The 23,496-nt window shown below is 61.8% G+C and carries 25 protein-coding genes; 11 read left to right on the forward strand and 14 right to left on the reverse strand.

All coding sequences use genetic code 11. The features are described 5' to 3' along the window. Window positions 1-26: 26 nt before the first annotated feature. The 3 genes from copM to GR198_RS31030 form a co-directional block, all read right to left on the reverse strand. Window positions 27-386 (reverse strand): CopM family metallochaperone, encoded by a 360-nt coding sequence (copM, locus tag GR198_RS31020; RefSeq protein ID WP_130738862.1) that lies wholly within the window; start codon window positions 384-386, stop codon window positions 27-29. A 75-nt stretch (window positions 387-461) separates the two neighbouring features. Beyond that, window positions 462-821, reverse strand: a complete 360-nt coding sequence (locus tag GR198_RS31025) for a hypothetical protein (protein WP_130738863.1) — start codon at window positions 819-821, stop codon at window positions 462-464. Window positions 822-878: 57 nt separating this feature from the next. Continuing rightward, complete coding sequence (locus tag GR198_RS31030) at window positions 879-1,640, reverse strand: hypothetical protein (RefSeq protein ID WP_204337280.1); 762 nt, start codon at window positions 1,638-1,640, stop codon at window positions 879-881. A gap of 231 nt (window positions 1,641-1,871) precedes the next feature. Here GR198_RS31030 and hisS point away from each other — a divergent pair, with 231 nt between their 5' ends. Genes hisS through hisG form a run of 3 tightly spaced genes read left to right on the forward strand, consistent with a single transcriptional unit; the run spans window position 1,872 to window position 5,248 of the window. Continuing rightward, complete coding sequence (hisS, locus tag GR198_RS31035) at window positions 1,872-3,392, forward strand: histidine--tRNA ligase (RefSeq protein WP_164070195.1); 1,521 nt, start codon at window positions 1,872-1,874, stop codon at window positions 3,390-3,392. 42 nt (window positions 3,393-3,434) lie between these two features. Further along, window positions 3,435-4,556: an ATP phosphoribosyltransferase regulatory subunit gene (locus tag GR198_RS31040; RefSeq protein ID WP_130667370.1), complete on the forward strand. Its 1,122-nt coding sequence runs from the start codon at window positions 3,435-3,437 to the stop codon at window positions 4,554-4,556. Continuing rightward, on the forward strand, window positions 4,553-5,248 hold the full coding sequence (gene hisG / locus GR198_RS31045; protein WP_164070196.1) for an ATP phosphoribosyltransferase: 696 nt from the start codon (window positions 4,553-4,555) through the stop codon (window positions 5,246-5,248). The genes GR198_RS31040 and hisG overlap by 4 nt, the downstream gene beginning before the upstream one ends. A gap of 78 nt (window positions 5,249-5,326) precedes the next feature. On the opposite strand, the gene GR198_RS31050 is transcribed toward hisG, so the two are convergent. Further along, window positions 5,327-5,743, reverse strand: a complete 417-nt coding sequence (locus GR198_RS31050) for a DoxX family protein (protein WP_003545783.1) — start codon at window positions 5,741-5,743, stop codon at window positions 5,327-5,329. Window positions 5,744-5,957: 214 nt separating this feature from the next. On the opposite strand from GR198_RS31050, the gene GR198_RS31055 reads away from it, so the two are divergent. Continuing rightward, window positions 5,958-6,668 carry a glutathione binding-like protein gene (locus GR198_RS31055; protein ID WP_164070197.1) on the forward strand — a complete coding sequence of 237 codons (711 nt, stop codon included), beginning with the start codon at window positions 5,958-5,960 and terminating at the stop codon, window positions 6,666-6,668. Between the two features lie 63 nt (window positions 6,669-6,731). On the opposite strand, the gene GR198_RS31060 is transcribed toward GR198_RS31055, so the two are convergent. The 4 genes from GR198_RS31060 to GR198_RS31075 all read right to left on the reverse strand — a co-directional run bounded on the left by GR198_RS31060 (window position 6,732) and on the right by GR198_RS31075 (window position 10,225). Then, on the reverse strand, window positions 6,732-7,178 hold the full coding sequence (locus GR198_RS31060) for a hypothetical protein (RefSeq protein WP_003545785.1): 447 nt from the start codon (window positions 7,176-7,178) through the stop codon (window positions 6,732-6,734). A 632-nt stretch (window positions 7,179-7,810) separates the two neighbouring features. After that, window positions 7,811-9,454: a chaperonin GroEL gene (groL, locus tag GR198_RS31065; RefSeq protein WP_012756206.1), complete on the reverse strand. Its 1,644-nt coding sequence runs from the start codon at window positions 9,452-9,454 to the stop codon at window positions 7,811-7,813. Between the two features lie 72 nt (window positions 9,455-9,526). Continuing rightward, a complete protein-coding gene (groES, locus tag GR198_RS31070) occupies window positions 9,527-9,823 on the reverse strand; it encodes a co-chaperone GroES (protein WP_003545797.1) in 297 nt (98 codons plus the stop codon). A 117-nt stretch (window positions 9,824-9,940) separates the two neighbouring features. Then, entirely contained in the window at window positions 9,941-10,225 is a 285-nt protein-coding gene (locus GR198_RS31075) for a hypothetical protein (RefSeq protein WP_164070198.1), read from the reverse strand. Between GR198_RS31075 and GR198_RS31080 the strand changes: the two genes are divergently transcribed. Together GR198_RS31080 and GR198_RS31085 are read left to right on the forward strand one after the other, a co-directional pair. Further along, window positions 10,218-11,066 (forward strand): TIGR01459 family HAD-type hydrolase, encoded by an 849-nt coding sequence (locus tag GR198_RS31080; protein ID WP_164026736.1) that lies wholly within the window; start codon window positions 10,218-10,220, stop codon window positions 11,064-11,066. The two genes, GR198_RS31075 and GR198_RS31080, sit on opposite strands and share 8 nt — an antisense overlap. 31 nt (window positions 11,067-11,097) lie before the next feature. Beyond that, on the forward strand, window positions 11,098-12,090 hold the full coding sequence (locus GR198_RS31085) for a bifunctional riboflavin kinase/FAD synthetase (RefSeq protein WP_029872593.1): 993 nt from the start codon (window positions 11,098-11,100) through the stop codon (window positions 12,088-12,090). Here GR198_RS31085 and GR198_RS31090 read toward each other — a convergent pair. Together GR198_RS31090 and GR198_RS31095 are read right to left on the reverse strand one after the other, a co-directional pair. Next, complete coding sequence (locus tag GR198_RS31090; RefSeq protein ID WP_164070199.1) at window positions 12,079-12,513, reverse strand: RES family NAD+ phosphorylase; 435 nt, start codon at window positions 12,511-12,513, stop codon at window positions 12,079-12,081. The two genes, GR198_RS31085 and GR198_RS31090, sit on opposite strands and share 12 nt — an antisense overlap. Window positions 12,514-12,516: 3 nt before the next feature. Further along, window positions 12,517-12,927 (reverse strand): antitoxin Xre/MbcA/ParS toxin-binding domain-containing protein, encoded by a 411-nt coding sequence (locus GR198_RS31095; protein ID WP_164070200.1) that lies wholly within the window; start codon window positions 12,925-12,927, stop codon window positions 12,517-12,519. Between the two features lie 291 nt (window positions 12,928-13,218). Between GR198_RS31095 and ileS the strand changes: the two genes are divergently transcribed. Then, complete coding sequence (gene ileS, locus GR198_RS31100; RefSeq protein WP_164070201.1) at window positions 13,219-16,110, forward strand: isoleucine--tRNA ligase; 2,892 nt, start codon at window positions 13,219-13,221, stop codon at window positions 16,108-16,110. A gap of 133 nt (window positions 16,111-16,243) precedes the next feature. Then, window positions 16,244-16,873, forward strand: coding sequence for a hypothetical protein (locus GR198_RS31105; protein WP_025393332.1), 630 nt, complete (start codon window positions 16,244-16,246; stop codon window positions 16,871-16,873). A gap of 263 nt (window positions 16,874-17,136) precedes the next feature. Here GR198_RS31105 and GR198_RS31110 read toward each other — a convergent pair whose 3' ends face one another. Next, window positions 17,137-17,574, reverse strand: a complete 438-nt coding sequence (locus GR198_RS31110) for a nucleoside deaminase (RefSeq protein WP_164070221.1) — start codon at window positions 17,572-17,574, stop codon at window positions 17,137-17,139. Window positions 17,575-17,664: 90 nt separating this feature from the next. Between GR198_RS31110 and GR198_RS31115 the strand changes: the two genes are divergently transcribed. From GR198_RS31115 to GR198_RS31125, 3 genes are read left to right on the forward strand one after another with little or no spacing between them, the layout of a single operon-like run. Next, window positions 17,665-19,626 carry a pseudouridine synthase gene (locus tag GR198_RS31115; protein WP_164070202.1) on the forward strand — a complete coding sequence of 654 codons (1,962 nt, stop codon included), beginning with the start codon at window positions 17,665-17,667 and terminating at the stop codon, window positions 19,624-19,626. Further along, the gene (gene rsmD, locus GR198_RS31120) at window positions 19,607-20,167 is read left to right on the forward strand and encodes a 16S rRNA (guanine(966)-N(2))-methyltransferase RsmD (protein WP_029872598.1); all 561 of its coding nucleotides are present in this window, start codon (window positions 19,607-19,609) and stop codon (window positions 20,165-20,167) included. Before GR198_RS31115 ends, rsmD begins: the two co-directional genes overlap by 20 nt. A gap of 12 nt (window positions 20,168-20,179) precedes the next feature. Beyond that, complete coding sequence (locus GR198_RS31125) at window positions 20,180-21,061, forward strand: patatin-like phospholipase family protein (RefSeq protein WP_003556842.1); 882 nt, start codon at window positions 20,180-20,182, stop codon at window positions 21,059-21,061. Between the two features lie 13 nt (window positions 21,062-21,074). Here the strand turns inward: GR198_RS31125 and GR198_RS31130 are convergent, their stop codons facing one another. From GR198_RS31130 to GR198_RS31140, 3 genes are all read right to left on the reverse strand, one after another. Beyond that, window positions 21,075-21,527, reverse strand: a complete 453-nt coding sequence (locus tag GR198_RS31130) for a copper uptake system-associated protein (RefSeq protein WP_164070203.1) — start codon at window positions 21,525-21,527, stop codon at window positions 21,075-21,077. Between the two features lie 13 nt (window positions 21,528-21,540). Continuing rightward, on the reverse strand, window positions 21,541-22,914 hold the full coding sequence (locus GR198_RS31135; RefSeq protein WP_164070204.1) for a PepSY-associated TM helix domain-containing protein: 1,374 nt from the start codon (window positions 22,912-22,914) through the stop codon (window positions 21,541-21,543). A gap of 89 nt (window positions 22,915-23,003) precedes the next feature. After that, entirely contained in the window at window positions 23,004-23,411 is a 408-nt protein-coding gene (locus GR198_RS31140; RefSeq protein ID WP_164070205.1) for a hypothetical protein, read from the reverse strand. Window positions 23,412-23,496 lie beyond the last annotated feature (85 nt).

The raw sequence follows: 23,496 nt of genomic DNA on the forward strand, positions 1-23,496 counted from the left end.
GCGTTCCCCTTTTCATCGACGATCGATTATTTGCCGTGGGCTTTGAGCCAGGCGTTCATCTCGGCGATCTCGGTTTCCTGCGCCTTGATGACGGCTTCGGCCAGCTTGCGGATATCGGGATCTTTTCCGTATTGCAGCTCGATCCTGGCCATATCGATCGCACCCTGATGATGCGGGATCATACCGCGGACGAAATCCGCATCGGCATCGCCGCTATAGTCGATCATCATATCCTTGTGCATCTTGGCGTTCGCCTCGCTGAAGGCGTGGCTCGCCGCATCGTGGTTGCCCATCGGCTTGCTCATGTCCATCGGCTTGTCTTCGGCAAGGACGGGAGCGGCAATGATGGCGAGCATTGCGGTGAGGGTGATGATTTTCAAAGACATGAGAGTTCCTTCCTCTGTCTGACAATAGGTTTGCCGGGCGGCTGGGCCACCCGATTGGCATGGATAGTCGTGGTGTCAGGACAGTCGGGGAGGGGGCGGCTGCGGCGTCGGCTTGTCGTCGTCCAGGGCGCGGGCAAGCGCTGGGGCGGGATAGCCGAAAATGGACTTTCCGCCATCCATGACCGTCACCGTTGCTGGCAGCAGAAGACAGGCGGCGCAAAGCGGCATATGCGCGGAGTTCCCGGTGGCGCAAGGGTCTTTCAACGGATCGGCCGTATCCTCATGCCTATCCATGCCAGCCATCTGATGGTGCATGCCGTTTTCGACGACGACCGGCGCATCCATCGACGCACAGGTCGGGCAGCCCGCCCATGCGGACATGGCGCTGTAGACCAGCCAGCCGAGCAACATCGTGATGAGAGCGAGCGTGCGCATGGTGTTTTATAGGCGAATGCCTGATGCAAACCAAGCCGACCGGCGATCACATCCTGGTCACCAGGCGGCAATGACCTTGTGCTCGATCCTATAATCCTTGCTCTCTTCGCCGAGCGGCGCGACCGGCCATGCCCAGGCGGCTTTTGCCGGCGGCGGCAAGACGCCATGCAGCAGGTCGGCCTCTTCATGCGTCCTGCCGTTGCCGTCGATGACGGCATAGGCGATGTCGGTCACCAGGCAGCTGCGGCAGGGAAACCCGGAAAGCCCGGTCAGATGCGCTGCGATCAGCCCTTCCACCGTGTCTTCAGGCATTCGCCCGGCCTCGGCTTCATGGCGACGTTTCACGCCGCGACCGATCTGCGACAACAGGTTGGCGGAAACCACCAGATCGAGATAGGGCACAGCGCGCAGGAAGCCGAGCGGTTCGGGTTCGCGGCCGGCGGCAAGGTCATCATAGCCGGAGAGATCACGCTCGATCAGCCGGACATTGCGATAGAATTTGGCCGACAGCCACAGGCGCACCGAGGCGAGATGAACGAGATCGACCAGAACGACGGTGTCGAAATCTCGCGCCAGCACCTCGATCGGCACGTCGCGCAACAGGCCGGAACCGAGCACGACCGCGGTCCGCTTCTGCCTGAGATCGGCCGTCGCCGCCAGGATCGCCTTCCGGCTCATCTCCTCATGTTCGGCCCAATCCGCCGCACAGCGCCCCGCCCGCGACCAGAGATTGACGGAATAGCGGATGAACTTTCGATGCGGCTTGCCGGTCAGCGGCAAGGTCGCGGCATAGAGAAGCGCCTCAGTGATCATGAGCATATCCGCATTTCTGATGGAGCTCCTTCGTTCAATCGATTCTCGCCTAAAGCAATTCCAGCAAAAGTGCGCAGCGGTTTTGCGTCCGGAATTGCAAAGAAACAAAGAGATAGAGCATTTCCGTGACTCGGAGAAAAACGGAAATGCTCTAGACATCAAGACCCTTCGCCCTTGCCGCTCCCCGCCCAATCCGCTAGGAAACCGCCACTGTCACAGTCAGTGGAATCCCCGGAAATGAACGACAAGCAGAAGAAACCGCAAAAGCTCAAGGCCCGCCTGCCGCGCGGCTTCGTCGACCGGACGGCCAACGATATCCGCGCCGTCAACGAGATGACGGCAAAGATCCGGGAAGTCTATGAGCATTATGGTTTCGATCCGCTCGAAACGCCGCTGTTCGAATATACCGATGCGCTCGGCAAGTTCCTGCCCGATAGCGACCGGCCGAACGAGGGCGTGTTCTCGCTGCAGGACGATGACGAGCAATGGATGTCGCTGCGTTACGACCTGACGGCGCCGCTCGCCCGTCATGTCGCCGAGAATTTCAACGAGATCCAGCTGCCCTATCGCACCTATCGCGCCGGTTACGTCTTCCGCAACGAGAAGCCAGGCCCAGGCCGTTTCCGCCAGTTCATGCAGTTCGATGCCGATACCGTCGGCGCGCCTGGCGTTCAGGCCGATGCCGAAATGTGCATGATGATGGCCGATACGCTGGAAGCCCTCGGCATCAAGCGCGGCGATTACCTCATTCGCGTCAATAACCGCAAGGTTCTGGATGGCGTGCTCGAAGCGATCGGTCTCGGCGGCGACGACAAGGCCGGCCAGCGGCTCAACGTGCTGCGCGCTATCGATAAGCTCGACAAGTTCGGCCCGGAGGGCGTGGCCCTGCTGCTCGGTCCCGGCCGCAAAGATGAATCCGGCGACTTCACCAAGGGTGCTGGTCTCGACAAGGAGCAGATCGACAAAGTGCTGTTCTTCGTCGGCATCAAGGACTATGCCGAAAGCGCTGCCCGCCTCGCCGAGCTGGTTGCGGGAACCGCCAGGGGTGGCGAAGGCGTCGAGGAGCTGAATTTCATTGGTGCGCTGGTTACCAGCGCCGGCTATGGCCCTGACCGCATCAAGATCGACCCCTCCGTCGTCCGTGGCCTCGAATATTATACCGGCCCGGTCTATGAGGCCGAACTCACCTTCGACGTCACCAACGAAAAGGGCGAAAAGGTCGTCTTCGGTTCAGTCGGCGGTGGCGGTCGTTATGATGGCCTCGTCTCCCGCTTCATGGGCCAGCCGGTTCCGGCGACCGGCTTTTCGATCGGCGTCTCCAGGCTGATGACGGCACTCAAAAACCTTGGCAAGCTCGGCGCCAGCGAGGTCATCGAGCCGGTGCTGGTGACCGTCATGGACGGCGACGTCGAGGCAATGGGCCGCTATCAGAAGATGACGCAGGAACTGCGCGCCGCCGGCATCCGCGCCGAGATGTTCCAGGGCAACTGGAAGAAGTTCGGCAATCAGCTGAAATATGCCGATCGCCGCGGCTGCCCAGTCGCCATCATCCAGGGCGGCGACGAGCGCGCGACAAGCGTCGTGCAGATCAAGGATTTGATCGAAGGCAAGCGGCTCTCCGGCGAGATTGAAGACAATGCCAGCTGGCGCGAGGCGCGCGTGGCGCAGGAGACGGTCCCGGAAGCCGACCTCGTCGCCAAGGTGAAGGAAATCCTTGCCGCGCAGGCCGAGGATCGGAAGCGAGCGGCGAATGTCTGAGGCATTTGCGGCACGCCCGTCGCTTATTATTCGGAGCGCAGCATGCCCCTGATCAACCTCCCCGAATTCGCCAACGACCTCATTGCCGAATTCATCGAGCGCAACGCCGAGCGCATCGATACGCCTGTCATTCAGCCGGCCGAACCTTTCCTGGATATCGCCGGCGAAGATCTGCGCCGCCGCATCTTCATGACGGAGAGCGAAACCGGCGCCAGCCTCTGCCTGCGTCCTGAATTCACCATCCCTGTCTGTCTGCGCCACATCGAGACGGCGACCGGCACGCCGAAGCGTTACGCCTATCTCGGCGAGGTTTTCCGCCAGCGCCGCGACGGCGCCAATGAATTCTATCAGGCCGGCATCGAGGATCTCGGCGATATCGACCTGTCCAACGCCGACGCCCGCGCCATCGGCGATGCCACCGGCATTCTCGCCCGCCTGCTGCCGGGCCGCCGCTTAGCCGTGACATTGGGCGACCAAGCGGTGTTCGAGGCTGTCGTCCAGGCGCTCGGCCTGCCGCTCGGCTGGCAGAAGCGCCTGATCCACGCCTTCGGCAATATGACGCAGCTGGAAGCACTGCTTGCCAGCCTCGTCAGCCCGCAATTCGTCACCGGGCTGGACGACGATATCGCCAGGCTTGTCGCATCAGGCGACGAGCAGGCGCTGGTCGCCCATCTCGAGCGGGAGATGCAGAAGACCGGCTATTCGACGAATGCCGGCCGCTCGGCCCTGGAGATCGCCCGACGGCTCAAGGAAAAGCTCATCTTGTCCGAAACGCGCCTCGACGATGCGGCCTTCCGTGTTTTGGAAGAGTTCCTGTCGCTCGACGTGCCGCTTATCAATGCTTCCGCAGCCCTTTCCGGTTTTGCCGATGCTGCCGGCCTGAAACTCGGCAATGCGCTCTCGCGCTTTAATGGCCGGGTCGCGGCGCTTTCCAATGCCGGCGTCGATCTTTCCTGCCTCGACTATCGCGCCGCTTTCGGACGGCCGCTCGATTATTACACCGGCCTCGTCTTCGAGGTGACGGTCGAAGGTTCGACCGCGGTTCTCGCCGGCGGCGGCCGTTTCGACCGGCTCCTGACCTTCCTCGGTGCGACGGACCGCATCCCGGCCGTCGGCTTCTCTTTCTGGCTCGACCGCATCGAAACCGAAAGGGCAGCCGCATGACCATCACCATCGCGCTTCCCTCCAAGGGCCGGATGAAGGAAGACGCTTCGGCGATCTTCGAACGCGCCGGCATGACGATCTCGGCTGTTGGTAACGACCGCTCCTATCGCGGCCGCGTCGAAGGCTGGGATGATGTGGAGATCGCCTTCCTCTCGGCGTCCGAAATCTCCCGTGAAATCGGCAACGGCACTGTCGATTTCGGCGTCACCGGCGAGGATCTGATGCGGGAAGGTTTTGCCGAGGTCGACAAGCGTGTCGAATTCTGCGCCCGCCTCGGATTCGGCCATGCCGATGTCGTCGTCGCTGTGCCGGAGATCTGGCTCGATGTCGACACCATGGCCGATCTCGTCGATGTTGCCGCCGATTTCCGCGCCCGCCACGGCCGGCGCCTGGCCATCGCCACCAAATACTGGCGGCTGACCCAGCAGTTCTTTTCGAGCCAGCACGGCATCCAGCTTTATCGCATCGTCGAAAGCCTGGGCGCCACCGAGGGCGCTCCCGCCGCGGGCTCGGCCGATATCATCGTCGATATCACCTCCACCGGCTCGACGCTGCGCGCCAACCACCTGAAGGTGCTCCAGGACGGTGTCATCCTGCATTCGCAGGCCTGCCTCGTGCGCGCCCGCAAGGAAAGCCACGCCGGCGAACCCGCTGTGCAGGCGATCATCGACGCAGTGCGCGCCGCCCTCTGATCTCAGTCATAAAGGCATAGAAAAACCCGCCGTCGGATGACGGCGGGTTCTGTATGTCCGGGAGGATATCTGCTGGTGTCAGGCGGCTGCGTAGGCGCCGCGCCGGGCGTCGAGCGAGTAGGCGCCGGCACCGACGGTGGCGAGCAGTATGTACGCGCCGGCCAGCGTGATATTCTTCATGACCATGATCTGGTTGAGAATGTTCACGAGTTCCGTGCCACTCGCGTAGGGCAGGTGGAAGGCAATGCCCGTGAAGACACAGAAGGCGGCGAGCAGCCAGCCGGCAATGCGGACCTGGAAGCCTGTGAGAACCGCAAGGCCGGCCAGCAGTTCGAAAAGGCCTGCGACATAGGCCAGCAGGGTTGCTGCCGGCAGGCCGGCACCGGCGATCATGCCCGCAGTACCGGCAGGATCGGTGAGCTTCATGAAGCCGGAAAGGATGAACATGAAGGAAAGAAGAATACGGGCAATCAGGATGATGACGTTGTTCGACATGGACGTTGTCTCCGTTTCAAGGACTTTGGAGATCTTGGTGCCCCAGCACCGGTTCGACCTCGGATGCCTCTATGTCGCTCTTTTCTTGCGTTGTGGAAAGATAAACGAAAGGGAACACTTCGTTCACTAATATTGAACGCTCTCTTTACAGCTGCCGCCTGCTTGCCTTTGCCGAGCCCGGTTTTTATGGTCGGCGCCCAACTTGGAGAATCCGATGGCAGATCTTTCCGCATTTCCGATCACGACGCGCTGGCCGGCGAAAAATCCCGACATTATCCAGCTCTATTCCCTGCAGACGCCGAATGGGGTGAAGGTCTCAGTCGCCCTCGAAGAACTCGGGCTCGCCTATGAGGCGCACTATATTTCCTTCGCCGCCAACGAGCAGAAGTCGCCGGAATTCGAATCTCTCAACCCGAACGGCCGCATTCCGGCGATCATCGATCCGAACGGTCCGGACGGGAAGCCGATCGGCCTTTTCGAATCCGGCGCGATCCTGCTTTATCTCGCCGAAAAAACCGGCAAGCTCATCCCTGCTGATGCCGCCGGCCGCTACGAAACCATCCAATGGGTGTTTTTCCAGATGGCGGGTATCGGCCCGATGTTCGGCCAGTTCGGGCATTTCCATAAATTCGCCGCCGACAAGGTCGCCAACAATTCCTATCCGGTCGAGCGTTATCGCGATGAATCCAAACGGCTGCTCGGCGTGCTCGATGACCGGCTGAAGGGTCGTCAATGGATCATGGGCGATCAGTATACGATCGCCGACATCACCACCTTCACCTGGGTTCGCGGTGCCGATATTTTCTATGGCGGCCGCGGGGTTCTCGACTACGCGAAATTCCCGGCCGTCTCGGATTGGCTGGAACGCTGCATCGCTCGTCCGGCAAGTGCCAGGGGCCTCAACATACCGGTCAAGCCGGAGTAGCGAACGGATCGCCGGAAGGCACGAAGGCCGCCCTCGAGGCGGCCTTTTATCTTGATTTCCGGCCTATCGCCGACTTGTGATCTGCTTTGCGCCTTCCAGCTTGAAGCGCGGAAAGACGAAGACGCCGACCATGCTGCCGCTGAATTTTTCTTCCAGACCGTTGGACTCGCCCATGCAGAAGAGCGGCTGGCGAAAGCCGTTCGGCATGATGATCGTCGTCGAAAAACAGAAGGAGGAGCAAAGCGTTGCCGCCTGCTCGAACAGCTCCAATATGTGGATGCGGTCCTTGGTATCATAGCAGCGGATCAAGCTTAAGAGTCCGCATTCCGGTGCGGCGACGCCGTGCAGCATCGCGCTCCACTCGCCGAGACGGAGCATGCCGCTCGAAAAATCTCCAGTCCAGGCTTCGGAAACGGAAAACTGCGCCAACATCTCGTGATTTTGATTGGCGTCATCAAACGAGCCGGGCGTCAAAGGTACGGCTGCATTGGCTCTGGCGATCTTAAACAAGGCGTTCTCCCGTTCGGATGCGGCTCTCGCCGCACGCTCGGCAAACACAAAGAAACAGGATCACGCAGCAGCGGGCATGATGCCCGCGCTTCATCCGGCGATTATTGCCACGGCCATCTGGCCTCCGTAACCGGAGCCCCTCGAAGCCGAACGTTCACGTATCGCCTTCCGCGCTCCGGCCTCGTCTATTGGCGAAAAATTATCGCCGGGCGCGCTTTAATTGCAGCGCGGATTTATAGGGGCTTTTGGACAAACGGCAACGGCTTTTTAAGGGGTATTCGGATCGGCCTCATTTCTGGGGATGCCTATATCTTCGGCCTATTTCTCGAGAATTGGCATGGGAAGATCATCTTTGAGAGCTTTGCAAACGTTTTCACTCAACGTCAGGCGGGAAATGTTGCAGCAGCATTGCGATCTCTCGCATGTCGGCAGGCTGAGAAATACGCAGGCAGCGCAAGTTTGGCGCAAGCTTCGTGCCCAGGACCTGTAAGAGGGAGCGGGACAGGCGTTCGTCGGCTATGCAAATCACTGTGCCGCACGTCGAATCGTCTTGATCAAAAGAAAAGGGCGACCCGAGGGCCGCCCTTCCTGTTCCGGATGCCGGAATGGTGGTCAGTGATGGCTTTCGCCTATCACATCATGTCCATTCCGCCCATTCCACCCATGCCGCCCGGCATGCCGCCGCCAGCCGATTCTTTCTTCGGCAGTTCGGCGATCATGGCTTCGGTGGTGATCAGCAGCGATGCGACAGAAGCAGCGTTCTGCAGCGCCGTGCGAACGACCTTGAGCGGGTCGACGATTCCCATGGCGATCATGTCGCCATATTCGGACGTCTGGGCGTTGTAGCCGTAGTTGTCTTCGTTCTTGTCGAGGACCTTGCCGACAACGATCGAGGCTTCGTCGCCTGCGTTTTCAGCGATCTGACGAACGAGCGACTGCAGGGCGCGGCGAACGATGTTGATGCCGGCTTCCTGGTCGTCGTTTGCACCCTTGACGGTGATCTTCGTGGAGGAGCGGAGCAGAGCGATACCGCCGCCGGGGACGATACCTTCCTGAACGGCAGCGCGGGTCGCGTTGAGCGCGTCGTCGATGCGGTCCTTCTTTTCCTTCACTTCGACTTCCGTCGAGCCGCCGACGCGGATGACGGCAACGCCGCCAGCGAGCTTGGCAAGACGTTCCTGCAGCTTCTCGCGGTCGTAGTCGGAGGTGGTTTCTTCGATCTGGGCCTTGATCTGGGCAACACGGCCTTCGATGTCGGTCTTGGCGCCCGAACCGTCGACGATCGTGGTGTTTTCCTTGGAGATCGAAACCTTCTTGGCACGGCCGAGCATGTCGAGCGTGACGGATTCGAGCTTGATGCCGAGGTCTTCGGAGATGACAGTGCCGCCCGTCAGGATGGCGATGTCTTCGAGCATGGCCTTGCGGCGGTCGCCGAAGCCAGGAGCCTTGACGGCAGCAATCTTCAGGCCGCCGCGCAGCTTGTTGACGACGAGCGTTGCCAGGGCTTCGCCTTCTACGTCTTCAGCGACGATGAGGAGCGGCTTGCCGGTCTGAACGACGGCTTCGAGAACCGGGAGCATCGACTGCAGGTTCGAGAGCTTCTTCTCGTGAAGGAGAATGAAGACGTCTTCGAGGTCGGCGATCATCTTTTCCGGGTTGGTCACGAAGTAGGGGCTGAGGTAGCCACGGTCGAACTGCATGCCTTCGACGACTTCGAGTTCGGTTTCGGCGGTCTTGGCTTCTTCAACCGTGATGACGCCTTCGTTGCCGACCTTCTGCATGGCTTCAGCAATGTCGAGACCGACCTGCTTGTCGCCATTGGCCGAAATCGTGCCGACCTGTGCAACTTCTTCCGAAGTCGAGATCTTCTTGGCCTTGGCCTGGAGATCCTTCACGACGTCCGCAACAGCGAGGTCGATGCCGCGCTTCAGGTCCATCGGGTTCATGCCGGCTGCAACGGCCTTGTTGCCTTCGCGAACGATCGCCTGGGCAAGAACGGTAGCCGTCGTGGTGCCGTCGCCGGCGATGTCGTTGGTCTTCGAAGCAACTTCGCGGACCATCTGGGCGCCCATGTTTTCGAACTTGTCTTCGAGTTCGATTTCCTTGGCGACGGAAACGCCGTCCTTGGTGATGCGCGGCGCGCCGAAGGACTTGTCGATGATGACGTTACGGCCCTTCGGGCCGAGCGTGACCTTCACTGCATCGGCGAGAATGTCGACGCCGCGCAGCATCTTTTCGCGCGCGGTGCGGCCAAACTTGATTTCTTTAGATGCCATATTCTTAACTCCTGAATTCGAGTTGTTCGGGCAAAAGGCCCGTCAGCCATTTCGGGAAAGCAGGTCGGCCGATCAGCCGATGATGCCCATGATGTCGGCTTCCTTCATGATCAGAAGGTCTTCGCCGTCGATCTTGACTTCGGTGCCGGACCACTTGCCGAACAGGATGCGGTCGCCAGCCTTGACGTCGAGTGCGACGACCTTGCCGGACTCATCGCGTGCGCCGGAGCCGACGGCGACGATTTCGCCTTCCTGCGGCTTTTCCTTGGCGGTATCGGGAATGATGATGCCGCCCTTAGTCTTGGCTTCGGACTCAACGCGGCGAACAACGACGCGGTCGTGAAGGGGGCGGAAGTTGGTGCTTGCCATTGTCTAATCCCTCGATCGAATGACATTCGCGGACCGGAGTGGCCCACATGGATAGATGTTAGCACTCCCTTGCGATGAGTGCTAGCGACGAGCATTTAGGGATGGCTCCGAGAGGAGTCAATGAGAGCAATCACGAATTTTTGTGCCGGAATTGTGAAGAGGCCGGAGAATAGTCGAAGATTGCTGCCGAAACCTGGGCGCGGCCGAACTTTGCCGAACTCGTCCGCGCTCGGCGATCTGCCGCTTGGCGATAATCGTCCAAACCCTTTGTCCTTCCGCTTCGCCGGACCGCCGTTCGAGCTCTTCGCGTTGGCCCGGCAGCGAAGAAAATGCCTTGCCATCGCCTTGCGCCTTTGCAATGTCACCGGTGACTGAAGCAAATCGGGAAATCGGAATGGCCAAGCGGATAGAAAACTTCTCGGAGATATCAGGTCACTATGATGTGGTGCTCTGCGATGTCTGGGGCGTCGTTCACAACGGCGTCGATCCGTTCCCGAAGGCGGCCGCAGCCCTTGAAGCGGCACGCGACAGCGGCCTCGCCGTCGTCCTCATCACCAATTCGCCGCGCCTTTCCTGGCAGGTGGTCGAGCAGCTGCGCCAGATCGGCGTTCCCGACAGCGCCTATGACAGGATCGTCACCTCTGGCGACGTCACGCGCGGCTTGATCGCCGAAGGGCCGAAGACCGTCTTTCTGCTCGGCCCCGAGCGCGACAAGGCGCTGCTCGAAGGCATTGGCGTCGAGCGCCGGCCGGCGGGCGAAGCGCAATCGCTGGTCTGCACCGGCTTTTTCGACGACGAGACCGAGAAGCCGGAGGATTACACCGATATGCTTCTCGATTTCAAAGCCCGCGACGTGCCGATGATCTGCGCCAATCCCGACCTCATCGTCGAGCGCGGTCATCGCATCATCCCCTGCGCCGGCGCCATGGCCGCCTATTACGAGCAGCTCGGCGGCAGCACCCGCATCGCCGGCAAGCCGCACCGGCCGATCTACGAGGCAACGCTTGCGGCTGCCCGCGAGCTTCGCGGCGATTTCCCCGTCGATCGCGTGCTGGCGATCGGCGACGGCATGCCGACCGATGTGCGCGGCGCCTTGAATTACGGCCTCGACCTCCTCTACATCAGCGGCGGTATCCACGCTAAGGAATATACTCTCAACGGCGAGACCGACGAGGCGATCCTCAACGCCTATCTCGAACGGGAAAACGCCGCGCCGAAGTGGTGGATGCCCCGCCTTGCATGAAGACACGCCTTGCATGAAGAGAAGCCAGCCGATGACCGTCTTCCACCGCAATGAAACCCGGGAACCCTTGCCCGCCCATCTGAAGGGCGGCGTCATTGCCATCGGCAATTTCGACGGCGTGCACCGCGGCCATCAGTCGGTGCTGAGCCGGGCGCTCGAAATCTCCAAGGCCCGCGGTATCCCCGCTTTGGTGCTGACCTTCGAACCGCATCCGCGCACGGTCTTCCGGCCGCAGGCACCGGTCTTCCGCCTGACGCCCGCGCCGCTGAAGGCCCGCATCCTGGAAACGCTGGGCTTCAGCGCCGTCATCGAATATCCCTTCGATTACGAATTCTCGCAGCGCTCGGCCGATGATTTCATCCATTCGATCCTGAAGGATTGGCTCGGCGCCTCCGAAGTCGTCACCGGCTTCGATTTCCATTTCGGTCGCGGCCGCGAGGGCGGTCCCGCCTTCCTGATGAATGCCGGCCATACCTACGGCTTCGGCGTCACGCTGATCGATGCCTTTCGCGACGAAAACGCCGATGTCGTCTCTTCGAGCCATATCCGCGCGCTCTTGAAGGAGGGCAATGTCAGCGAAGTCGCCGGCATGCTCGGCTACCGCTATACGGTGGAAGCTGAAGTGATCGATGGCGAAAAGCTCGGCCGGCAGCTGGGTTTTCCCACGGCCAACATGCGCTTGCCGCCGGAGGTCGATCTTGCCGCCGGCATCTACGCCGTCCGCTTCCGCCGCCAGGACGGCACGCTCCACGATGCCGTCGCAAGCTACGGCCGCCGCCCGACGGTGACGGAAAACGGCGCACCGCTGCTCGAAACCTATCTTTTCGATTTCAGCGGCGATCTCTACGGCCAGCTCTGCTCCGTCTCGTTCTTCGGCTATCTCCGCCCTGAGCTGAAATTCGACGGCCTCGATCCGCTCGTCGCCCAGATCAAACGCGATGAGGAAGAGGCGAGGGCACTGCTTGCGGGTGTTAAGCCAATCGGCGCTCTTGATCAGAAACTCTGCTTTTCCTCAGCGCAATAGTCGGCTGTCGAAAGGATAGCGGATCATTTTTTCGATTGTCAGGCGCGACGCGTCCGGATGACGCGGATTGATAAGAATATTCGCGGCCTCTGGCATGATTGCCGATGGGACACGCAGGAGACAGAAATCATTGTCTTCCAGTAATTTGCTGCCACGGTCGCGCGTCAGGCTGGTCTGGTTGATCGCAGCAGGATCGATCCCGATATCGAAGGTTTCGATGTTATCCGGGCAATGGATTTTCAGGAGCTGAAAATCTCTCGGAATTTGATGCAGATCGACCTGTACCAGAATTTCGAGGAGCGCAGTCGACGGGTGATCACAGCAATAGACGACGGGAATTCCCTGATGATGCCATCGTCCCGGTGCAAGCAGCCCGCCGCGTCCGGAAAGATCGGCATAATTCGAGATTCGCCATAAGATCATCGCCTAGACGTAAATCCCGTGGTCAATCTGGTGCAGAGCCTGCTCAACGAGGCGGGCGCCGGTTTCCGATTCCAGCAGATCGATCGGCGCGATGCCGTCCATGCCGCGATTGGGCTTGCGCAGCCAATCGAACGCAACGGCTCCGTCGCCGAAAATGCGCTTAGCCATCTCCGCAATCCGCACGATACGCAATGCGCCGTCGTTTTCCTCGACCGTCAGCGGCTCGCCGTTTGCATTGCGTCTCGCCAGAGTTCGGCGCGGTGCGACGAAACGATATATTTCCTCCACGGAAAAGCCGAGCTCTGTCAATTTCAATGCCATCGCTCCGTCATAAACCTGGACGGAGCCGTGCGAAGCGATCTCGAGGCGCTCGCGTATGGTCATCGAGTCTGATGTCTGAAGAAAACCGAGCATTGCCAACCTCTATGCCACTTGCCCCAATATATATGCGCATTTGGCGCCATCTTCAATTGCTTCCGTTGTGGCAAGCCGGCCTCTTCCTTTTCCCGGCAAAAACGCCTATGAACCGGCGCGATGAAGAAATATCGGCTGGCAATGATGATGCGAATTATCGGCCCGGCCTTCCGCGCGCGCTAAGCGGCCGGAAGGTCCGGGTTTTTGGCGCTTGGATACGAGCGCTTCCGTCACCAGCTATTTCACGCCCGTTGCGCCCCTTCCTGGGCCGCCAGAAAACGATTGTCAGACATGACCGACACAGCCGAAAAGATCGACTATTCGAAGACCCTCTATTTGCCCGAGACCGATTTTCCCATGCGCGCCGGCCTGCCGCAGAAGGAGCCGGAACTCGTCAAGCGCTGGCAGGAGATGGGTCTCTACAAGAAACTGCGCGCTTCCGCCGCTGGCCGCGAGAAATTCGTCCTTCACGACGGCCCGCCCTATGCCAACGGCAACATCCATATCGGCCACGCGCTGAACAAGATCCTCAAGGACGTCATCAACCGTTCGTTCCAGATGCGCGGCTACGACGCCAATTACGTGCCCGGCTGGGATTGCCACGGCCTGCCGATCGAATGGAAGATCGAGGAGAAATACCGCGAGAAGGGCAAGAACAAGGACGAGGTCCCGGTCAACGAATTCCGCCGGGAATGCCGTGAATTCGCCGCCGGCTGGATCAAGGTCCAGGCGGAAGAGTTCAAGCGTCTCGGCATCGAGGGCGACTTCGACAATCCCTATACGACGATGAATTTTCACGCGGAATCGCGCATCGCCGGCGAACTCTTGAAGATCGCCGCAAGCGGTCAGCTTTATCGCGGCTCCAAGCCGATCATGTGGTCGGTGGTCGAGCGCACGGCGTTGGCAGAGGCCGAGGTCGAATACCAGGATTATGAGAGCGACACGATCTGGGTGAAATTCCCGGTCGTCGAAGGTCCGGCCGCGCTCAAGGATGCGTTCGTGGTCATCTGGACGACCACGCCCTGGACGATCCCCGGCAACCGAGCGGTCTCCTTTTCCGCGCGTGTTTCCTACGGTCTCTACAAGGTGACTGCCGCCGAGAACGATTTTGGTCCGCGTCCCGGCGAAAAGCTGATCTTTGCCGATAAGCTGGCCGAGGAATCCTTCGCCAAGGCCAAGCTGCAGTACAAGCGCTTGAGCGATGTCTCTGCGGCCGACTTCGCAGCGATGACCTGTGCGCATCCCTTCAAGGGTCTCGACGGCGGCTATGAATTCCGCGTGCCGCTGCTCGATGGCGACCACGTCACCGATGACGCTGGCACCGGCTTCGTGCACACCGCACCCAGCCACGGTCGCGAAGACTTCGATGCCTGGATGTCGGCTGTCCGCACGCTTGAGGCCCGCGGCATCGACACTAAAATCCCGTTCCCCGTCGATGACGGCGGTTTCTATACCGCCGACGCCCCCGGCCTCGAAGGCGCCCGCGTCATCGACGATAACGGCAAGAAGGGCGATGCCAACGACCGCGTCATCAGAGAGTTGATCGCCCGCGGCGCACTCTTTGCCCGCGGCCGGCTGAAGCACCAGTATCCGCATTCATGGCGCTCGAAGAAGCCGGTCATCTTCCGCAACACGCCGCAATGGTTCGTCTATATGGACAAGACCCTTGCCGACGGCACGACGCTGCGTTCGCGCGCTCTGGGTGCGATCGACGACACGCGCTTCGTGCCCGCCGCCGGCCAGAACCGCCTGCGCGCCATGATCGAAGGCCGTCCGGACTGGGTGCTCTCGCGCCAGCGCGCCTGGGGCGTGCCGATCGCCGTCTTCGCCGACGATGAGGGCGAGGTCCTGATCGACGAAGCCGTCAACGGCCGCATCCTCGAAGCCTTCGAACATGAGGGCGCCGACGCCTGGTTTGCCGAAGGCGCCAAGGAGCGTTTCCTCGGCAATGACCACGACCATTCCCGCTGGACCCAGGTCATGGATATCCTCGACGTCTGGTTCGACTCTGGCTCGACGCACACCTTCACGCTCGAAGACCGCCCGGACCTGAAGTGGCCGGCCGACCTTTATCTCGAAGGTTCCGACCAGCATCGCGGCTGGTTCCATTCGTCGCTGCTGGAATCGGCGGCCACCCGCGGCCGTGCGCCTTACAATGCCGTCCTCACCCATGGTTTCACCATGGACGAGAAGGGCGAGAAGATGTCGAAGTCGAAGGGCAACGTCACCGCACCTCAGGAAGTGATGAAGGATGCCGGCGCCGATATCCTGCGCCTCTGGGTGATGACCTCGGATTATGCCGACGACCTGCGCGTCGGCAAGACGATCATCCAGACCAATGTCGATGCCTATCGCAAGCTGCGCAACACCATCCGCTGGATGCTCGGCACGCTTGCCCACGACAAGGGCGAGGAGATCGCGCTTCCCGACCTGCCGGAGCTGGAACAGCTTATGCTACATCGGTTGGCCGAACTCGACGAGCTGGTGCGCGAGAACTACGATGCCTTCGACTTCAAGAAGATCGCCCGCGCGCTGATCGATTTTGCCAATGTCGAGCTGTCGGCCTTCTATTTCGATGTCCGCAAGGATGCGCTCTATTGCGACGCGCCGTCGAGCCTGCGCCGGCGCGCCAGCCTGCACGTCATCCGCCAGATCTTCGATTGCATGGTGACCTGGCTCGCCCCGATGTTGCCCTTCACCACCGAGGAGGCCTGGCTGTCGCGCAATCCGTCCGCCGTTTCCGTGCATCTGGAGCAGTTTGCTCCGGTTGCAAAGGAATGGCGCAACGATGCCCTGGCCGAGAAGTGGAAGAAGATCCGTACAGTGCGTTCGGTTGTGACCGGCGCTCTGGAAATCGAGCGCAAGGACAAGCGCATCGGCTCCTCGCTGGAAGCGGCTCCCGTCGTTCATATCGCCGATCCGGAACTGCTGAAGGCGTTGGAAGGCCAGGACTTCACCGAGGTCTGCATCACCTCGGCAATCGAGATCAAGGCCGGCGAAGGACCGGTGAATGCCTTCCGCCTGGCTGAGGTGCCGGAGGTCAGCGTCGTGCCGAAGCCTGCAGAGGGCGAGAAATGCGCCCGCTCATGGCGCATCACCAGGGATGTCGGTTCCGATCCGAAATATCCCGATGTTTCGGCCCGCGATGCCGCCGCCCTTCGCGAGCTTGCCGCCCTCAAGTGAAGAATATTGCCGGGTGAATTGCGTTTTCGCGGTTCATCCGGTAAAAGCTGCCTGAAAATGGCCGGATTTTTGCGTCAGGGGGACGGTTGTCCGGTTGGGCGACGATTGCACCGGCAGGGCTGGAAGGGTTTTCATGTTAGCAACGCATTGGTTCCGTATGGGCGCCTGCCTGTCTGTTGTAGTGGCGGGATGCTCCCTGGTGTCCGGTTGCGCCAGCAGCCCGACCTACGGCACCGACAAGACCGCCATGGAACAGTTGACCGACGATCTCGGCCAGTCCGTGTCGTTGACCGGCCCTGACCCGAAGAACAAGGGCGTCAAGTACACGCCGCGTCCGACGCTGGTGCTGCCGGCGCAGGCTCAGAAAGAGACCCTCGTTGCGCCGCAGCCGACGGTCGCCAACAAGGACAATCCGCAATGGCTTGAATCGCCGGAGGAGACGCGTGCTCGTCTCGTTTCGGAAGCCGACGCGAATTCGGACAATCCGAATTACCGCTCGCCGCTCGCCAGCTCTGCGATCGAAGGCGGCCGGCGCACGACGGAAGCCCAGACCAAGGCCTATCGTGAAGCCCGTGCCCTGCAGAAGGGCTCCTATGTCGACCAGCGCCGCTATATATCCGATCCGCCGCCCGGCTACCGCACTGTCGACGATCCGGCAAAGCTCGATGATGTCGGCGAGCCCGAGCTCAAGAAGCAGAAGAAGCGCAAGAAGGATGCAGCTGTCGCCAACACCGGCAAGCAGTGGTGGAACCTCCTGCAATAGCGGCTTTCCTCGGCACGGCTGTCCGGTTGGTTCAAATGTCTTGTGACATCGCCGATCAGCCCCTCATCCGCCTGCCGGCACCTTCTCCCCGCTCGCGGGGCGAAGGGACATGCCGCACCGGTTTCCTCAATCTCGACGCCGCGTTTGGCACGTCCCCTCGCCCCGTTTTTACGGGGAGAGGGTTAGGGTGAGGGGCAGCCATCGGCACAAATCGGGCAGCGGTGGCTCGAGGTTGAGCATGACGGCATGCAAAGACGCTGGGATTACGGCGCCTCTCTCCTTTGCGAAAAGAACTTTCGCAGCAGATCGGCCGACTGGACCTCGTTGAAGCCGGAATAGACCTCCGGGGCGTGGTGGCAGGTCGGCTGCGCATAGAATCGCACGCCATTGTCGACGGCGCCGCCCTTCGGGTCCTCGGCGCCGTAATAGAGCCTGCGGATACGCGCAAACGAGATGGCTGCTGCGCACATGGTGCAAGGCTCCAGCGTCACGTAGAGATCGGCGCCGACCAAACGTTCCTGTCCGAGCGCTTCGCAGGCGAGCCGGATCGCGGCGATTTCGGCATGCGCGGTCACGTCTTTGAGCTCGCGCGTGCGGTTTCCCGAGCGTGAAACGGCAATATCGTCGACAACGACGACGGCGCCGATCGGCACCTCGCCGCGTTCTCCGGCGGCACGCGCTTCGTCGAGCGCCATCTCCATGAAACGATTTGTCTTCACGATCGCAAGAATTTCCACTTAACCGCAGATGCGTGACCTGATAGACAGGCCCAAAAGGCAGGCAAACAACAAATGACACCCAAAGACAAGCCAAAACGCCCGGGCGCAAAGCCCCTTTCACGGGATATCAGGTCGAAAGCCGGCCCGAAGGCGGACGGCGACAAGCCGGCAAAGCCTGCGGCCGCCCGCGCGGTCGCCGCTGAGACCGATGGCGAGGCCAAGGCTGAACGCATTTCCAAGGTGATGGCGCGTGCCGGCGTCGCCTCCCGCCGCGACATCGAACGCATGATCATGGAAGGCCGTGTGACGCTGAACGGCAGGGTTCTCGAAACCCCCGTCGTCAACGTCACGCTCGCCGATCGCATCGAGGTCGACGGCGTGCCGATCCGCGGCATCGAGCGCACCAGGCTGTGGCTTTATCATAAGCCCGCGGGCCTCGTGACCACCAATGCCGATCCGGAAGGCCGCTCGACCGTCTTCGACAACCTGCCGGAAGAATTGCCGCGCGTCATGTCGATCGGCCGCCTCGACATCAACACCGAAGGCCTGCTGCTCTTGACCAATGACGGTGGTCTCGCCCGCGCGCTCGAGCTGCCGGCGACCGGCTGGCTGCGGCGCTACCGCGTCCGCGCCCATGGCGAGATCGATCAGGACGCGCTCGACAAGCTGAAGGACGGCATTGCCGTCGACGGCGTGCTCTACGGCTCGATCGAGGCGACGCTCGACCGCACGCAAGGCTCGAACGTCTGGATCACCATGGGTCTTCGCGAAGGCAAGAACCGCGAAATCAAGAACGTGCTCGGCGCGCTTGGCCTCGACGTCAATCGCCTGATCCGCATTTCCTATGGCCCGTTCCAGCTCGGCGACCTGCCGGAAGGCCATGTCGTCGAAGTGCGCGGCCGCACACTGCGCGACCAGCTCGGCCCGCGCCTCATCGAGGAAGCCAAGGCGAATTTCGACGCGCCGATCTACAATGCGGCGGCGGTCGCTGCCGAGGAAGAGGCAGAGCCCGCAGCACCTGAAAGGCGCGAGCGTCCGCGCCGCGACGAGGACAAGCGCGAGCGGGCGCTGAGCCGCCTCGACACCAAGCGCGACGATCGCCACGGTGGCGCGCGCAAAGAGGACGATCGCCGTGACGGCGGGCGCCGGGACGACGAGAAGCCGAAGCGTCCGCAGCCGCTCGGCCAGCGCCGCAGCGCCAATGTCTGGATGGCGCCGGGCGCCCGGCCGCTCGGCGAAAAAGCCGCGGCGAAAGCTGCCAAGAATGCGCAGACCGCGCGTCGGCGCGGCGAGCCGGTGCCGGCAAAGAATGATCGCATCGAAGATCGCCCGCGCACCCAGGTGAACCGCGTGCGCGAAGAGGATGGCGAGTGGATCCGCTCGAGCGAAGAGCCCCGCCGCAAGGATGAGGGCGAGGGCTTCGGCCGCAAGCGCGGCTTTGGTGATCGCCCCGCCCGCGAAGACCGCGGTTCTGGCGACCGCCCGGCGCGCGGCGAACGGCCGTTCAGTGATCGTCCCTCGCGTGGGGATCGGCCCTTCGGCGACAAGCCGCGCGGTGATCGCAAACCGCGTACGGACGGTGACGAGCGTCCTCGTGCCGCGAGAAGCTCTGCCGGTGAGGGCCGTTCGGAGCGTCCGCGTGGCGACCGGCCGTTCGGTGATCGTCCCTCGCGCGGGGATCGCCCCTTCGGCGACAAGCCGCGTGCTGATCGCAGGCCGCGCGAGGACGGTGACGAACGCCCGCGGGCAGCCAGAAGCTTTGCTGGCGAGGGCCGCTCCGAGCGTCCGCGCGGCGAAAGATCGTTCGGCGACAAGCCCTCGGGCGACAGGCCTTCTGGTGACAGGCCGCGCGGCAAGGGCTTTGGGGCCAAGCCCGGTGGGGCCAAGCCTGGTGGGGCCAAGAGTTTTTCCGGCAAGCCGAAAGGCGCCAAGCCGGGCGGTGACAGACCGGGCGGCGACAGGCCTGCGGGCGGGCCGTCCAGAGGTGGTGCTAAAGGAAAAGGAATGACGCGCGGTGCGGATCGTCGGCGGTGAGTTTCGCGGACGGCCTCTCGCCGTGCCAAAATCCAACGAGATCCGGCCGACTGCCGACCGGACGCGCGAGAGCCTGTTCAATATATTGAGCCATGCCTATCCGGAATGCGTCGATGGCACCCGGATTCTCGACCTTTTTGCCGGAACCGGCGCCGTCGGCCTCGAAGCGGTTTCACGCGGCTGTCGCCATGCGCTCTTCGTCGAAAACAGCGTCGAGGGCAGGGCGCTGCTTTGGGAGAACATCGATGCGCTCGGCCTGCATGGCCGCACACGCATCCTGCGCCGGGATGCGACCGATCTCGGCAGCGTCGGCAATCTCGAACCCTTCGATGTGCTCTTTGCCGACCCGCCCTATGGCAAGGGTCTCGGCGAAAAGGCGATGGCGGCGGCGGTCGAGGGCGGCTGGCTGCGGCCTGGCGCAATCGCGGTGCTGGAAGAACGCGCCGATATTGTCGTTTCCGTGCATCCTTCCTATGTTTTCCTCGAAAGCCGCATCTTTGGCGATACGAGGGTGCATTTCTTCCGATATCAGCCGCAATAAGCGGGGGCGGGCGTGCAGCAGGCAGAGATCATCAGCCCGAAATTGCCTGCGATCAGCGATGTGCCGACGGTCGCCGTCGCTTTTGGCGGCGGCGGTGCGCGCGGACTTGCCCATATCCATGTCATCGAGACGCTCGATGAACTCGGCATCCGCCCGGTGGCGGTATCAGGCTCGTCGATCGGCGCGATCATGGCGGCCGGCATGGCGGCCGGCATGTCAGGCGCCGAAATCCGCGAACATGCGCTGACGACCGTCGGCAACAAGACGGCCGTCGTCGCCCGCATCTGGGGCCTGAGGCCGGCGACGGTGCGCGATGCGGTGGCCAAGGGTATCCGCATCGGCCAGTTCAATCTGGAGCGGATCCTGAAAGCCTTCCTGCCGTCCGAGCTGCCGGCCCGCTTCGAGGATCTGCTGGTCCCGATGAAGGTGATCACCACGGATTATTACGGGCAGTGCGAAGTCATCATCGAACAGGGTGAGCTGTTCCCGGCGCTCGCGGCCTCTTCCGCCATCCCCGCCGTCTTCATGCCGGTGCGCCTGCGCGACCGCGTGATGATCGACGGCGGCATCAGCAATCCGGTGCCCTATGAATGCCTGATGGATCTTGCCGACATCGTCGTCGGCATCGATGTCGTCGGCGCGCCGGAAGGTGACGGCACGCATATTCCGAACCGCATGGAGAGCATCTTCGGTTCCGGTCAGCTGATGATGCAGACGGCGATCTCGCTGAAGCTGAAGCTTCGCCCGCCGCATATCTTCCTGCGCCCGACCGTCGGCCGCACCGGCGTCATGGATTTCCTCAAGGCCCGTGAAGTCCTTGCCATGTCCGTCGGCGTCAAGGACGACCTGAAATTCGCCCTTGACCGGGAAATCGAGGCTCGGCTGAAGCGCTAGCTATTTCTTTGCTTCACTGGGCATGGCCCTCATGGCCGGTATGACCCGCGCCGTTTGAAGCCTCATTCATCATCACCGTGCCCTCGAAGCTTGAGAACAGCGCAAGCGCGGAAGAATCGAGGCCGGCCTCGGCATTCTTCAGTTTCGCAGCCAGCCCGGCGGCGTCAACTGCGGAGAGCCCGATCGTCTCCAGCGTCGCGGTATCCTTCAGGCTGTCGCCGCTGCAGAGATAGATGCTCCAGCCGTGATGCGTCTTTTTCATCAGGGCCCGTCCGCCGCGTCCGTCCTGCCGCCAGCCGACGATCGCCCAATCGCCCTGAACGACGACCGGGGCGATATCGAGCGGCTTGTCTGGCCTTTCGAACATCACCTTCAGCCTCGCCGGGATCGCCTGTTGCGGATCGTCATCCGCAGATGCCATGGACGCAAGCAGCACGCCGGCAAGAATAGCGATGATCTTCTTCATTTGATGGCCTCCTTCAAGCGAGAACACGTTTCAGCAACGGTACGAACCGCACGACGATCTGGTCAAAGGCGATCATGACAAGAATCGCGAGCCCGCTCATCGGAAAGGTGATGGCGAATATCCCGACAATCACCCACAGGCCGTAATAGATCGAAGGCTTTGGCGGCATGGGTGGCACGCCGAGGCGGCCGATCGGGCGACGTTTCCACCACATGACGACGGCGGTCACGCAGCTGAGCACAATTGCAAGGCATGTTGCGAGCATCAGCAGCTGGTTGAAACGCCCCCATTCCTGTCCTTGGTGGACATTGATGCCCCACTCGATCGCTTTGCCGAGGAACGGATATTGATCGAAGCCGATATCGATCAATGGTTTGCCGGAATACTGGTCGATATGGAGCGTGCGTTCGTCGGCAAGATCGTCGGGAAAGAGCGAGGCGGTATAGACGCCCGTCTCGTCGGAGGGGATCGCCACGTCGAAGCCCGGCGCCATGCCCAGCCGTTTGGCGATCTCCACGGCTTTGTCGAGGCCGATTGGCCTGGCTGATTGCGCGGCGGCGATATCGGAAAGCGGGACCGGCGCCTTCTCGACGGTCCAGCCGCTGTTCGGAAGGATATCCTCGGTGACTTTTCGCGACTTCGGCACTTGGTCCCAGAGCTGGACCGGATAGCCGAGGCCGTGTTCGGTCAGCCAGGCATTGGCGTTCGCCCCCCAATAGGCCGACCATGGCATGCCTGACATCGCAAGGAAGAAGATCAGGACACCGGCGAAGGCACCGGTCACGGCATGCAGGTCGCGCCAGAAAACGCGGCGGCCGGGCGTTCCCCGCACGCTGACAACGCCGCCCGTCTGGCGTCGCGGCCACCAGAGATAGATGCCGGTGACGACGAGCACCATGGCAAAGCCGCCGGCAATTTCGATCAGCCGGTTCGTTATGGTGCCGAAATAGGCGAGGCTGTGGATGCGCTTGACGACATAATTGAACTCGTCGGTCGATCCGACCACATCGAGCACCTTGCCGTCATAGGGGTTGACGAAGACCAGCATCGAGCCGGCATCGCTGGAGAGGGTGACGATGGCCGATCGCTCGGGCAGGACCGGGTCCTTGTAGGATGTCGCGGTTGAGCCCGGCACGGCGGAGGCGGCGATCTCTGCGATCCGCTCCGGCGACAGCGCTTCGCCAGCCGGCTGGACACTGTAGCGGTAGCCGAAGAAGGTGCTGTTGATCTCGTCCTTGAAGAGATAGAGCGATCCGGTAACGGCCAGATTGAGCAGGAAGGGTATGACGAGAAGCCCGGCAAAGAAATGCCAGCGCCAGATGGCACGGTAGAGCGAAACGCCGTCTGCGGCATCCTCTGCCGGTTCGGCAGCAGTAATAGTCGACATGAGAACGGATCCGTATCCACGACCGACGGCACGCATGCAGCTCGGCCGGCGTTGAAAGGCGCGTCACGGCGCCTGCCGCAACGCGAAGTTCAGGCAGGGATCGGATCGGCAGGAGGAGCCCGAGGACCGGTATTGGGCGGGAAAAGCTGGCGATGGAAGGCCTCGGTCCGGATCGGCAATTCAACCGTCACCGCAAAGGGTATGGCAGCACCGGCGATGTCCGTCGGCGCCGGCAGGAGGATGGAGGCTCCGATCCGGCAGGCTTCGCAACCATGCGAATGCGCCTTGTCGTGTCGGCTCTGACCGGATTTGTCCGTCGTGGTGACGCAAAGCGTCGGCAGTGACCCGTCCGGAAGCACATATTGGGCGAGTTCAGCCGGATCAAATTCGCCAGCCGCTGCGGCGGGTAGCTGATGGGCGAAGCCGACGAACACCAGTGCGACCGCGCACAGGATGCGCAGCGCCCATTGTTCGATCTGTCTCGTCCGTCTGATCAAGTTTCCCTCTTGGATCGCTCCGATCGGACGTTTGATAAACGCCGCCCCCTTGATATTCAATGCGTCAATTTCGCAAGCCGGTCAG

The organism is Rhizobium leguminosarum, from assembly GCF_010668065.1.
GTDB lineage: Bacteria > Pseudomonadota > Alphaproteobacteria > Rhizobiales > Rhizobiaceae > Rhizobium > Rhizobium leguminosarum_S.